This window comes from Cyclobacterium sp. L-R, assembly GCF_056859355.1.
The window spans coordinates 20,394-33,751 of the sequence record NZ_JBSXOH010000083.1 but is presented as its reverse complement, the minus strand read 5'-3'; the positions used below and the strand labels follow the sequence as shown (position 1 = coordinate 33,751).

At 37.3% G+C, this 13,358-nt stretch carries 10 protein-coding genes; 3 read left to right on the top strand and 7 right to left on the bottom strand.

Annotation, left to right across the window (positions count from 1 at the left end):
- Positions 1 to 61: 61 nt before the first annotated feature.
- Together AC13EX_RS15385 and AC13EX_RS15380 are read left to right on the top strand one after the other, a co-directional pair.
- Positions 62 to 2,455: a glycoside hydrolase family 95 protein gene (locus AC13EX_RS15385; RefSeq protein ID WP_482893367.1), complete on the top strand. Its 2,394-nt coding sequence runs from the start codon at positions 62 to 64 to the stop codon at positions 2,453 to 2,455.
- Between the two features lie 1,328 nt (positions 2,456 to 3,783).
- A complete protein-coding gene (locus tag AC13EX_RS15380) occupies positions 3,784 to 4,161 on the top strand; it encodes a nuclear transport factor 2 family protein (protein WP_482893366.1) in 378 nt (125 codons plus the stop codon).
- A gap of 613 nt (positions 4,162 to 4,774) precedes the next feature.
- Here the strand turns inward: AC13EX_RS15380 and AC13EX_RS15375 are convergent.
- The 7 genes from AC13EX_RS15375 to AC13EX_RS15345 form a co-directional block, all read right to left on the bottom strand.
- Positions 4,775 to 5,752, bottom strand: a complete 978-nt coding sequence (locus AC13EX_RS15375; protein ID WP_482893365.1) for a 6-bladed beta-propeller — start codon at positions 5,750 to 5,752, stop codon at positions 4,775 to 4,777.
- Positions 5,753 to 5,801: 49 nt separating this feature from the next.
- Entirely contained in the window at positions 5,802 to 6,062 is a 261-nt protein-coding gene (locus AC13EX_RS15370; RefSeq protein WP_482893364.1) for a hypothetical protein, read from the bottom strand.
- A 542-nt stretch (positions 6,063 to 6,604) separates the two neighbouring features.
- Positions 6,605 to 8,269, bottom strand: a complete 1,665-nt coding sequence (locus AC13EX_RS15365; protein ID WP_482893363.1) for a BF3164 family lipoprotein — start codon at positions 8,267 to 8,269, stop codon at positions 6,605 to 6,607.
- 367 nt (positions 8,270 to 8,636) lie between these two features.
- The gene (locus AC13EX_RS15360; RefSeq protein WP_482893362.1) at positions 8,637 to 9,539 is read right to left on the bottom strand and encodes a TraB/GumN family protein; all 903 of its coding nucleotides are present in this window, start codon (positions 9,537 to 9,539) and stop codon (positions 8,637 to 8,639) included.
- A 172-nt stretch (positions 9,540 to 9,711) separates the two neighbouring features.
- Positions 9,712 to 10,050, bottom strand: a complete 339-nt coding sequence (locus AC13EX_RS15355; RefSeq protein WP_482893361.1) for a hypothetical protein — start codon at positions 10,048 to 10,050, stop codon at positions 9,712 to 9,714.
- A 365-nt stretch (positions 10,051 to 10,415) separates the two neighbouring features.
- Positions 10,416 to 12,056, bottom strand: a complete 1,641-nt coding sequence (gene pafA / locus AC13EX_RS15350) for an alkaline phosphatase PafA (protein ID WP_482893360.1) — start codon at positions 12,054 to 12,056, stop codon at positions 10,416 to 10,418.
- 122 nt (positions 12,057 to 12,178) lie between these two features.
- Complete coding sequence (locus AC13EX_RS15345; protein WP_048640859.1) at positions 12,179 to 12,823, bottom strand: carboxypeptidase-like regulatory domain-containing protein; 645 nt, start codon at positions 12,821 to 12,823, stop codon at positions 12,179 to 12,181.
- 147 nt (positions 12,824 to 12,970) lie between these two features.
- Here AC13EX_RS15345 and AC13EX_RS15340 point away from each other — a divergent pair, with 147 nt between their 5' ends.
- The gene (locus AC13EX_RS15340) at positions 12,971 to 13,354 is read left to right on the top strand and encodes an ArsR/SmtB family transcription factor (RefSeq protein WP_048640860.1); all 384 of its coding nucleotides are present in this window, start codon (positions 12,971 to 12,973) and stop codon (positions 13,352 to 13,354) included.
- Positions 13,355 to 13,358: the final 4 nt, after the last annotated feature.

The following is a 13,358-nucleotide window of genomic DNA, read 5'->3' as shown; positions in this document are numbered from 1 at the left end:
ATTTTTAGAAAAGGAATGAAAATATTTTAGTATTATGCCTTTCCATCAAACCCAATTGAGCATGCGTTCCATTATACTCTTATTATTAATTAACCTGACATTGTTTCTTGGAAGCTGTCAAAGTGAAGCCCAGAAAGCAAACAATTCAAAAAAAATGCAGCTTTGGTACACCTCTCCCGCCAATGAATGGCTAGAAGCACTACCTATAGGCAATGGGAGATTAGGTGCCATGATTTTTGGAGGAGTAAAAGAGGAACAAATTCAGCTCAATGAGGAAAGCCTTTGGGCAGGGATGCCAGAAGACCCTTACCCCGAAGATGTACAAAAACATTATGCGGCCTTTCAGCAATTAAACATGGAAGGTAAATACGAAGAAGCCTTAAATTATGGAATGAAACATCTGGCTGTTTCACCTACTTCCATTCGGTCCTATGAACCCCTTGGGGAATTGCATATTACTTTTGACCATCACAAATCTCCTGAAAATTACCGCAGGACCCTAGACATGGAAACCGGCATTGTAACTTCCACCTACACTATTGATGGGAAAAGATACCTACGGGAAGCATTTTCTTCCGTCAAATACAATGTGATTTTTTATCGTTTTGAAAGTTTAGATGGAGAGCCGATCAACAGTACCATTCGTTTTGATCGAGAAAAAGACATTGTTCAAAACATAGGAGAAGGCGAAATACTATTTGTGGATGGTCAGGTATTTGACGACCCTAATGGGTATGATGACAATGTAGACGGCTCAGGTGAACCCGGCTTGCACATGAAATTCGCCTCTCAAATAACGGCAACTTTGGATAATGGCAGCATCAGTGGAATGGAGAACACCCTCAAGATCGAAAACAGCACAGGGTATACGGTTATTGTCAGTGCAGCGACTGATTATAATTTAGCCAAGCTGAACTTTGACAGAAACATTGATGCAAAAGACAAGGCCTTAAAAACACTAGTTGGCGCTCTGGAAACTGCTTATAACACAGCTAAAGAGGCGCATACTGCAGCACACAGTGAAATGTTTAACCGGGTAGCCCTATCTTTAGGAGGCCCGATCAAGGACACTATTCCTACTGACAAACGACTAGATCAGGTAAGAGAAGGCACCAATGACAATCACATTACGGAATTGTTTTTCCAATACGGCAGGTATCTATTGATGGGCAGTTCTGTCAATAGGGCCATCCTACCTGCCAATTTACAAGGCATCTGGAACAAAGAGATGTGGGCTCCCTGGGAATCAGACTTCCACCTAAACATCAACCTACAAATGAACTACTGGCCTGCTGATCAGACCAACTTGTCCGAGGCTTTTGTTCCATTGTCCAATTTCATGGAGAAATTGGCAAAAAACGGAGAGACAACGGCAGAAAAGTTCATTGGATCCTCCGGATGGATGGCCCACCATGTTAGCAATCCTTTTGGAAGAACTACTCCATCCGGATCAACCAAGGACTCTCAAATGACCAATGGCTATTCCAACCCACTTGCCGGAGCATGGATGTCCCTCTCCTTATGGAGGCATTATGAGTTCACGCAAGACCAAGACTATTTAGAGCAAACTGCTTACCCTGTCCTGGCTGGTGCCGCACAATTTATTTTGGACTTCCTAAAGGAGAATAAAAAAGGTGAATTGGTCACTTCCCCTTCTTACTCTCCGGAAAATGCCTATATAGATCTAAATACAGGCAAAGCCACAAAAAACACTACGGCTGCCAGCATGGACATCCAAATTATCAATGACATCTTCAATGCTTGTCTGAAAGCAGAGGAAATCATTGGTAACAAGCAATTGACTGCATCCATAGAAAAAGCATCCAGCAAATTACCACTGATCAAAATCGGGAAAAACGGCACTCTTCAGGAATGGTATGAAGACTATGAAGAAGTCGAACCCGGCCACCGGCACATGTCTCATTTGTATGCCTTGTATCCTTCCAACCAAATCACACAGGCTACACCTGAATTATTTAAAGCAGCAGAGAAAACCATTGAAAGGCGATTGACTTACGGTGGCGCCGGACAGACCGGATGGAGCAGGGCCTGGATCATCAATTTCTTTGCTCGCTTGCAAAAGGGAGAAGAAGGACTTGAACATATTCATGAAATGATGGCCACTCAATTGTCTCCCAATATGTTTGACTTGCTGGGTAAAATTTTCCAGATCGAAGGCAATCTTGGGGCTACAGCAGGCATAGCAGAAATGTTAGTACAGTCACACGAAGAAGGAATTATCCGATTACTGCCAGCCCTACCTCAAGCATGGAACACCGGTAAAGTAAAAGGACTTAAAGCCAGAGGGAATTTTGAAATAAGCATGGAATGGGAAGCCGGCAAACTCAAAAAAGCCGAAATTTTGTCCATTTCCGGTGGCAAGACAAAGATTGTATGTCAGGGCAAGGAATATGAAATAGACCTGGAAAAAGGCGCTTCAAAAGTGCTTTTATAAATTTTAATAAATTGTTAGCCCAGAGAGTGACTTCTTCAGTTCTACAGGTACCTGCCTTTGAGATGTTTTCAATGCATAAAGTTGCCTGAAATACTTCAACAATAATAACCAAGTGGTGGCAACCCACGGAAACTTGAATATACCGCCAAAATCAAAATATCTATTTCACAACTCTGATCGCACATTATTTCACTTGACCTCACCAAGGCCTGAAGGGTCGAAATATCTCAGCCAAGGGTGTCAGCTCTTGGTGTGAGAATTATAGCGCCATCTTGATTTTGGCGGTATTGTTGCTCTTTTTCTGCAACAATGCTGACAAAATCTCCTCTGATGATGGTTTTTCTTAAAAATAAAACCACCTTAAACCCTTAATATCAACTGATTAAGATACCCCCTATCCTCACTGTTCATTTTTCCCCCTGAGTGTAAAGAAAATCAGGGCAGGCTTGACCCAAAAACGAACCAAAAAGGTCAAGGCTGTCAAATCTTATTTCAAATGATGGATAAGGCTTAGGGGTAATTGGTCATTTGCATTACCATCATTTGATTTTTGGAGCTGAATTTCGGGCTAAAAATGAGTGGATCTCCTTGTTGGAGCTAACTCATTTTTTTAACCCCCGCTATCCATCTCCAAAAACCATATCCTTTGAAGGCCAAAATTTACCTAAAATATCATGCGCTCATTGAAGTGCTTCCTTAACAAGTCTAAAAATCCATTTAGATTTACCCTTCCATGTTCTGTTAATTGTAACGCTTTATTCAAACCCTAAATCCCCACTAGGGGGAAAGGATTATAACCGATCTAACGTAATTCTAGAACACATATAGAAGCCTGAAGGGCTTCAATAATAATAACCGTGTGGTGGCAACCCACGGAAACTTGATTATAATGACAAAATCTTAACGTCTATTTTCTAACCTGATCGTTCCTTATTTCACTTGACCTCACCAAGCCCTGACAGGGCGAAATATACCAGCCAAGGGTGTCAGCCCTTGGTGTGAAAATTATAGCGCCATCTTGATTTTGGCGGTATTGTTGCTTATTTCTGCAACAATGCTGACAAAATCTTAACGTCGCTTTCCTAAATAAAAACCAAATTCTAATCAATACGCAAAACTAAAACCCCGCCAGGGGTGACATGATTATAGCCGGTGGCCTCAGCTACCGGAATGGTGAATAAAACGTTAATCGATTTTGGCGGTATTGTTGCTTTTTTTCTGCAACAATACTGACAAAATCATAACCTATGAGATAGCTAAACGTTTCTTATTGGAAAATTCAGATTGTATTATCCCATTTAATCCTCATTGCAAAAGAACCTAAAACCATGAATACGGACACAAATAAGAAAAACGCCATCGACTTTTACAAAACTGCCTACCTCGGGAAGCCAAAAGAGGCGGTAGAAAAATTTGTGGGTAAGGAATACATTCAACACAACCCCGCAGTAGCCAATGGTACGCAAGGTTTTATTGATTATTTTGAAAAAATGCAGCGAGAATACCCCAAAAAATCCATCGAATTCTTACGTTGCATCGCTGAGGGTGACTTGGTGGCACTTCATACCCGACAGATCTGGCCAGGAAATGACCAATACGTCACCATGGACTTTTTCAGATTTGATGAGGCAGGAAAAATCTGTGAACACTGGGATGCCATCCAACAGGTGCCTACCGATGCAGCCAATAACAATGGCATGTTTTAGTTTTATTGTCGGTTTTCTGAAAATATATTTTGCATATATTTCACTTTTTGAATTTCCTAAAAATCAGATAGATTTATTTCCCACTTCCTTGCCCTTTCAATTCCATGTCAGTCATACCATAATAGCGTCCAAAAAGTAAATTACTTTCCGTTACAATGTTCAACACCAATAGGGGGGCTGTGATTAATGCAATAACAACTATCCTGTAAGTTGGAACTCTCAGTTTTTATTGTTCAGGCTCTTCAGACCTGGGGTTGGTGAAGTAACCAATATTATAGAATGATGTTTATTATTTTTTATCCAAAGAAGCCTTTAAGGCTTCAATAATAATCATGGATGAAAACCAGTGAACGGCCAATTCTCGATCAATTCCTTTTAATAGGAAGCAATTGATGTAATTTACTTCTAGAAGAAGGGCACTTCCTCTATTGCACATACATCATTCAATACTAAACTTAATTATTATCGGATTATCATCAGTTTTAAACCCTTTTAAATCGATTTCTTTTAACAAGTTATTATTCTCAATTGTTATCCTCTTACTTTTAATTAAAAACAGTAAAACATCAGGCGATATCAATGAATAAAAATGATCCGTATCTGCAAAGATAATTTAGGGAATAAATTCTTCAGATTTGCCAATAGTTAAAAATTCTCTCTCTTTTTTATCAAATAATGCATGATAAACTTTAGCTTTAGGGCCAATAAAATTAAAATAGAGTAGATTATTGGTTTCTCTAAAATTTGTTAAAATTTTAAAATAATCTGACGCAAGGAACTGATCTTCTAAATAAAACATTTCCTTTAATAAGTTTTCTGGAATTTCTTTTGAGATAATGGGAAACTCATACTCTTTGGAAACACCCTTTTCACTTATTTTATTAATGTCATATTTCCCTGTAAGGGGAGAAATATAATAATCTTCTCCACTTACAGATGGATAAAATCTAATTTCATTCAATACGCCGTATGCATAAGGTATAAAAAAATCAATTGTATTATTCTCTAACCTTACTAAATGATGTCTTTGATCGTACTGTAAGAAATTTAATTCTGGTCTTTGAAAAGGAGGTATGTTTGTCCATAAATAATACACATCATGAATTTTAGTAAATCTAGTGAAGTTATTATCTCCTGGTATTCCATTTAAATCCTTGCTTCCTAGGTATTTAAAAGTAAGTAGATTATATTTTTTTATGCGTTTATTATCCAAAATAAGGATTTCATTATTTTTGAAATCTAGAAAAGCATCTCTTATTTCATGGTATTCTCCAGGTCCAGAGCCATTTCTATCAAAAACCGATAGTATTTCTCCAGTAGCATTAAAAATAAATACTTTTTTTAGTTTTCTATCTAAAACGTAAATTTCACTGAAATCCTTTTGGGAGATCCAGATTTTCTCAACGTGGGATATTAAAATGGAATCCAAACTCTCAAGGTAAATAACTTCTTTTATTGAGGTTTTTTTTGGCCAATTATACAAGAAGTCCCTTTTAGAATCAATAGGGTACACGGCTGAATTTGCTTTTTTATCGGCTTTTCTCCCACATGAGAAAGTGATAAAAAAGCAAATTATTATTAAACTTCTCATTATTTTTAATAATTATCAGACGAATTAAATATTTAATGAAAGGTCAACCCTAACACCAACCAGGCCCACAATAGCAATCATTGTACCATAAAATACATTCGCAAATAGGGTCATAGTACCAATCTGGATTATTTACTTTTATTGGACAATCATTCCCGCTCCCCGCAATCGCATTCTCCAAAGCTACTTCATTTTCTGAAAACACCGCTTCCGTGCCACTAACTCCAAACTGCCAACCGGCCACCAGCATAAAAGCTACAGCTCCCAGAGTTGCCATTCCTTTTTTTGAATTTTTAAGCCACTTCTTCATAGTTTTTTGGATTTAAAGTAAAACATTGATTTAATGGCAGTTAAATTGAAAAAAAAATGGTAGTTGCAACTATTTTATTAAATATAAACAAATAAAAGTTAATTTTATCTTTATTTAAGCCTGTATTGTGTTTTTAGGTTAAAAGGCTATTCTATTCCATAATGAAACTTGTCGGTAAACTATTCATTTGTTAGTGAACATAATGTAGCAGTTTCATTGAGGCAGCTTAGGATTGAAATACAACGTTCAAGCAATGGTTTTTTTTTCAACAAACTAAATCATTAATTCACACCCTTTCTGGGAAGGGGTTAAAAAGTAAAATTACTTTCCGTTACAATGTTCAACACCATCCGGGAATTGTAATCAAATTTCAAATCCCTTATTAATAGAAAGGAGCAAATGCTATCTATTCCTTCCAGAAGAGGGCTGTGTGTATTTGACATGCTTTCTTAATCAGGTTTAGTAGCTCGGTCTACTTATCCCAAAAATTCCCCGACTCTCATCATCCCCTGTAAAAGTACTTAACATCAAGAATTCAATTTTTACCCCCCATTGGGAAAGGCATCTTTCAAAGTAAGCGTAGCTAAGGCCTCCTGGACCTCTTCATAATAGTGCTCATATAAGTCGCAACTACTATAGATGGTTTGAATTATCCTATTCTCCTTTTCAAAAATATCAACCTCACTATAGGAAATGTACTTATTACCTTTGGGATCAACTAGTTGGTTTGCGAAATTCAACCTATAACCTTTAGATTTTTCATCACTACCTATTTCTTTTACCTTAAATTCAATCAAACTTGAATTAGACCGATAATCAGCTACCATTTTATCCAAATGGCTTCCTATATCCAAAGCCGCTTCCTTAGGAAATAAAATCCTTACCTGAAGTGAAGCATCTCCGCAAAAGGACTTTCCCTCCCGTTTTGGACTCTTGAAAGTAGCCTTGTTTATGTACATTTCGTCACTTTCATAGTAGTCTTTTTTCACTTCCCCTCTAACTCCAGAATAATTCCACCCTACTGGTAATTTCATTTTGTAATAATCGTTTTCAGCAACAATCTCATTTTTAGGGTCTGAAATCTGACCTTGCTTTTCGGGTTTTTTGTCTTTTATTATGGAAATCCCATTTTGGTTTTTACCAATAAGGGGACTGGATCGCCCAGCATCTTTTAGGTTGTACTCGAAAAGTACACCTTCTTTAAAATAAGAAAATCCGTATATTTTTTGCTGTTTTTCTGAAACAACATAGCTAGTGAGGAATTGATCCATCGTATAACGCTCCAATAAGTTTCCTTCCCAATCCCAGATTTCCATATGGGGCCGGAATGTCTCAAATTCTTCCATTATCTCACTTTTAGGTTTACCTACAAACATCACATAAATATGATTTTCGGTTGCGTAAGGCTCTACCCAAAAAAGAGCCAACTCTTCACCAGAAACTGGTTTTTCAAGCGCTTCAACGCCTATTTCCATTAAGAATTCTCCCTTGGGATTATAAAACTTGATTTGATTTTGTAAAAAGTAAAATGCAGCCAATCTCCCGTCTTTAGGATTGATCACTGTTGTTTTTCCAAAATCACGATATAGATTACCTTGACCACTATTCTGGCCCGTAGATTGTTCGGGATATTTGCCAAATGTGGCTACTTCTTTAGCACTAGGCAGGTGTACTGTTTGGTATTCCGGCCCGCCCGGTATAGCATCAAAAATATCACATATATAGGTAGAATCATTAATCATAAGCAGCCTGTTCACGGGACCAGCATTTGATTTGAGTAGTTTCACACTTTCCCCCATCACTGCCTTACTCTCTTTCAGCCTTATTTTTCTGAGCTTTGTACTAGTGACCACCACCAAATCATCTCCACTAGTTTGCAAAGAATTGGGATCCACAAAACTAAATTCATCAGGGCCTTCCCCCTGTTTACCAAAACTGTAAAGTAGGGAAAAGTCAGGCAAACTGAAAACCTTAAACAAGGATTCTTTGCCATTGTCTAGGATAACCGCCTTGTCAGGAAACACCAGTATTTTGGAAGGAATCAACACAGAACTATCTATCGCTATTTCTTTGGATATCAAGCTCCCTGAATCTGGGAGTTCCCTGATCAACTTCTTTGAAGAATCATTGGATTGACAAGAAAGAAGAAAAAGAGCTGGAAGGAAAATCGCGATGCTTAGACCGTAGTTTTTTAAATATTTGAACATTAAAAACCTGTTTTAAAATTTAAACCATATGTATATAGTACAATTAGAATGGGGATGCATACACATTTCATCAAACTCCAATTTCTTTAATTAAAGGGTTAATTTGTATAGCTTTTATACTTCACATTAATTGAAGGGATCCCGATGAGGAAAAACATCTCCAACTAATTTATTAAAAATTATTGAAGTAGAAAATCATTAAGTGGTTTTATTACAAGGATTTAAAAACAGCCAATTGCGAATTCCAACTTAGAAAAGCCTTCAAAAACTACAATCACGGCTTTTCACCCGTGGAAGGTCCTCTATTCGATCAATCTTCTTAATACGAAGGAGTAGATACAATCTACTTATAGCAGGGGAATACCTCCTACTGATTTACTATCACCGGTGAGATCGTATAAGACTGGTTTTGCAATTGCTTAATTAATCCACATTCGTACATCAAATGACTTAAGCCTACTGCAATGAAACAATTCTTCGTTTCAATTAATTTGATAATGTCACTCATCCATTTATTATTCCTATCGGTAAGCAGTAAGTTATTGCTACAAGGCAGATTGAATTGATAATCAATTTCCATTTGCTTGTACCATGCTGTTTCCTCACAGTAATTGTTCTTTCGACTCTTGATTTTTGCAATAATATTTGACAGCCTTCTTTTATGTACTTTTCGTGGCATGCCTTCAACGTCTTTATTGATAAGTTCTATTTGCTCTTCCGTTGTTTCAAGACCAAACAGTTTTGCATTATGCTCCTTGGCTTTTAGGGCTATATAGTCATCTAAGGTAAGGAAAGGATCAGTTTGGTCTTTTGACAGACAAACTTGTTGATTGAAATGCCTGTTCAGGAAAACATACATTTCTGTTGGTGTAATTTTATGAAAATTGGTTGGACTGGAAGCGAACAAATTTTTAACAAAAGTAAGCTCATCTTTTTTCAAATATTTGGACCATTTGGTCTTGACTGTTCTCCTATTGATTATGTCTTCTGCCAAATGCCCTGAAATATTCAAGTTTTCTTTTATCAGCACTTCACAAGTCCCCAAAGCTTGGTGGACATTATATAAAGTATCGAAGAAGGATTTTCCAAATGCATGGTGGGTACCAAAAAGATAAGAAACCTTGTTCGAATGGCTAGCAGTGACTTTAAATAACACCGTATTCAAGGTGTCGGCACCTATTTTATTTTCACCCTGAGCCCAAACAAATTGACAAGAAATAAGCTGAAGATAAAACAGCATGATAACTGTGCGACTCAATTTGCCTCCCATATTATTTTTTTGTCATTATCCTCCTTTAGTAAAGCCAAATAGGGCTGGGGTGTACTACCATCGAAAATCAATTTAGAAGAAAACAACAGCTTTTCATTGCCCAAAAAAGCTACCCAATGTGGGGTAAGAGGTACTGCTTGTTGGTAGATGTTTTTTTTCTTTTTTGATTCTTCTACAAGTTCAAATGACCTTTTTCCCCAATTCGCCAATCGTCCTCAAACCAATCCCAAATAACTTTTGGTTTAGTATCGACTTTAGTTTTCAACACCCTAACCTCGAAACTTTGAGTTGCTTGCAGGTGTCTTCTTTCTATAATGTAAATCTCCTCCCGATTGTTGAAAAGCATATAATCACTTGCAGGAAATTCAGACTGGATAAATACGACAGATTTTGAACCCTTGTTCCAAATCATTACACAAGCGCTATGGTTTGGATCATCAATTGGACTGATATAGGACCAAAGCACATTGTTTTTGACAGTGATCATATTTCCAGTTGGATGAGCATCCACAATTTTAAAACAATGGTATGGGACCTAACCAGATTCATTCACCAATTTATTCCCAACATTAACTATTGATAACTAAGACATTAACCTATTTAAACATAATAAAAATGAAAAAAATATCCAAATAATTTACTGTCAAACCTAGGCCAAGTAAATAAAGGAGAATTTAATCTGCATTATGTAATAGGATTCGTAATAGCAGCGAAGCGATTGCTTTTGAAGTGATTCCATCAGGTAATAGAAGGTTTATTGCATATTTCGGTTTAAAAATTGACTTGACCAATAAAATGTAATACGACATGGCCTACCAAAAAAAATGCCTGACTTTAAGCCAGGCATTTCCAATACTATAAACTAATTTATAAGAATTATTTTGCATCAACAATTTCAACGATAGGTTGACCGGTAGCTCCGTTTGGAAGCCTGGTTTTTAACATCATGGATAAAGTTGGGGCAATATCGGTAATGGTCGCATACCTGCTACTGCTACCCGGTTTTACACCCCAACCATAAAATACGATTGGCACATTGGTGTCATAAGTATAACCGGTACCATGGGTAGTTCCTTTACTTGCGTTGGCGAGCCATGCCGGCTCCATTATCACCATTACATCACCTGAAGATTTATGGTTATAGCCCATTTGCAACAAGTGCTTAAACCCAGTGGTATATTCATACCTTCTTAAATCTTCTGCAATGTAGGTCTCTTTAACCCCATCAAACTTCAGGATAAAGTTCGCTACCTCTTTTTGAACAGCTTCCAAAGAAAGTTCTTTTTCTGCAATCAACTCCCTGTTTAGGAAAATTTGCTGATTTGAGAAATTAGAAATCCAATCTCCTTGTCCATATTTTTGATTAACGAAATCCGTCAATTCAGTCATCATTGTTTTAGTATTCAAACTTCCTGATGACATCCTTTCACTTTTCATGTAGTTAACCACATCGGCTACACCATGATCAGCTGTAAGGAATACAAGGTATTGTCCTTTACCAATTTCTTTGTCTAAGTAGTCAAAAAACCTAGCCAAGTCCCTGTCTAATCTTAGGTAATTGTCCTCCACCTCTATGGCTTGAGGACCAAATCGGTGACCTATATAATCAGGTGTTGAGAAGCTTACTGCCAGAAAATCAGTTTCTCCTCTTTTACCCAATTGCTCTCCTTCAATAGCTGCTAAAGCCATTTCAACAGTAAAGGTATTTCCAAAAGGGGTAGAACTGATCATTCCCAAACCGCCATTGTCTTTCTGTAATTTTTTCAAATCATAAGGAAAAGTAGGCCTATCTTTTCCTTTAAAAGGAGATTCAAATTCATTGTCATCTGCAGCTCCCTGTATATAAGTCTCTATTGGGAAAAGTGTCTCCCAAGTTTGGTCCAAATATTTGGAAACAAGTTTTCTATTGTTGAATTCTTTGACCCAAGAAGGTAATTCTTCATGGTAATAACTTGAAGTCATAAAACCACCTGTCTTGCTGTCATACCAATAGGCATCTCCCAAATGGCCGGCAGGTAATGCTGCGCCTCTATCCTTAATCGCTACTCCTACTACTTTAGAACGCTTACCGGTAGCAAATTTTAATTCATCTGTTATGGTACTACTCAATAAGTTTTTAGGAGAGATTTTTCCACCGCTATCACTTCCTCCTATTGCTGTAACCGTCTGGTCTTCTGCGCAATAAATATCATCATCTGTAGCACGGATGTACCAGTTATTACCTATGATTCCATGGGTTGCGGGAGTGGCTCCGGTATAGACTGAAGCATGACCCGGTCCCGTATAGGTAGGGATATAATTGTAATGGCCATTTTGCATCATGAAACCATCATGCATCAATCGCTTTAACCCTCCTTCAACATACCTGTCGTGAAATCTGTAGAAATATTCTTGTCGCATCTGATCCACAACAATTCCCACCACTAACTTAGGTCGCTCTACTTCCCTTGCGGAATATTCTTGAGCAAAACTGAATTGGGAAAACAATAAGCATCCCAAAATTATCAATCTTTTCATATGGTCTATAATTTAAAATTTTGCCTGTAAATATACCTTTTTGCAAACCTAATGAGGGTAAACAAAATCATAAATGATCAAAATTGGGATAAACGGAAGATAAAAGTTTTAAACCACAATAATTAGTCTTTGTTCTTTAGGTCTCCATTTTTTATGGATTTGATAAATTGCGCCCAAGCGAATGGATTGAGCAAAGGCATAGGTCTCGGACCGTAACGATCCATAGTCTGTTGGGTCTGTTGGTTAGTAAATTGCCTGAAATTCTCATTGCCTGAAGCCGGCATGTCTGCAGCCCATCGCAAGAGTAATTGAGGACTTAAGTTACCTCTATTCAAAGGTGGTGCAGCATCAATGTTCACTGCCAATATAGCATTTTTAAACTCTTCTTCTGTCGGATAGGGCATTACCTGCACTTCCTGAAGCGCTATTTCATCCTGTACCATGGTAAGGATATAACTCACCTCATCCTTTTCCATGTCTTCAGGGATTGTGACGGTTTGTCTTTTCAGTCCAATATAAGAGAACACTATACTGTCTCCGGCAAGTACCGGCATAGAAAAATAACCAAATCGGTTGCTACTGGTTCCTCTCCCTTTTTTAGGCACGTAAATGTTTACACCCGGTATGGCGGTGGTACTGTCAGCATTCAGAATAATACCTGAAAACTGAATTACTTTTTTATCCTTGGTTTCCTGAGAAAAGACATCTACTGAATTTCCCAAAAGCCCTAATAAAACAACAAATAATAGGATTAGCCTTTGTCTCACTTTTTAAATTTTATTCGGAGAAACTCTCCCGATATATTAACACGAAATTTCTGACATTTCTAAATAAGGTCAATGATCACACGATATTAAGCGAATTACTTTTGAATTCATTAACTTCAAACCGATTTATTTGTTAAAGTTAATTAAATGCGGTTAAAAAACATAAGTTTAAACTACGGAATGCGGGTCTTCAAAGCCCTTTCTGAGGAGTCCAGGGTACGAATTCTGCATCTACTCATGCAAAACCAGGAATTATGTATTTCAGACCTTGAGCATATTTTAGAATTCACCCAAACAAAAACAAGTCGTCATGTAACTTATTTGAAAAATGCAGGACTAATTGGCAGCAAAAAAAAAGATCAATGGACCTTCTATTATGTTTTGGATGAAGCACATGAAATCCTAAATCAGATTTTGAAATTTATTAAAAAAGATCAAAACCTTCTTCGTGATCAGGAGGTTTATGAAATATTATATTCAAACAGAGAACTGGCCATCAATAAATTTGAAAACAATCCATACAGAAAATAATAAA

What these genes read in the sequence shown, in the direction of transcription:
- AC13EX_RS15385 (WP_482893367.1), top strand. Translation starts at nt 62, where the DNA reads ATGCGTTCCATTATACTCTTATTATTAATTAACCTGACATTGTTTCTT.
- AC13EX_RS15380 (WP_482893366.1), top strand. Translation starts at nt 3,784, where the DNA reads ATGAATACGGACACAAATAAGAAAAACGCCATCGACTTTTACAAAACT.
- AC13EX_RS15375 (WP_482893365.1), bottom strand. Translation starts at nt 5,752, where the DNA reads ATGAGAAGTTTAATAATAATTTGCTTTTTTATCACTTTCTCATGTGGG.
- AC13EX_RS15370 (WP_482893364.1), bottom strand. Translation starts at nt 6,062, where the DNA reads ATGAAGAAGTGGCTTAAAAATTCAAAAAAAGGAATGGCAACTCTGGGA.
- AC13EX_RS15365 (WP_482893363.1), bottom strand. Translation starts at nt 8,269, where the DNA reads ATGTTCAAATATTTAAAAAACTACGGTCTAAGCATCGCGATTTTCCTT.
- AC13EX_RS15360 (WP_482893362.1), bottom strand. Translation starts at nt 9,539, where the DNA reads ATGGGAGGCAAATTGAGTCGCACAGTTATCATGCTGTTTTATCTTCAG.
- pafA (WP_482893360.1), bottom strand. Translation starts at nt 12,056, where the DNA reads ATGAAAAGATTGATAATTTTGGGATGCTTATTGTTTTCCCAATTCAGT.
- AC13EX_RS15340 (WP_048640860.1), top strand. Translation starts at nt 12,971, where the DNA reads ATGCGGTTAAAAAACATAAGTTTAAACTACGGAATGCGGGTCTTCAAA.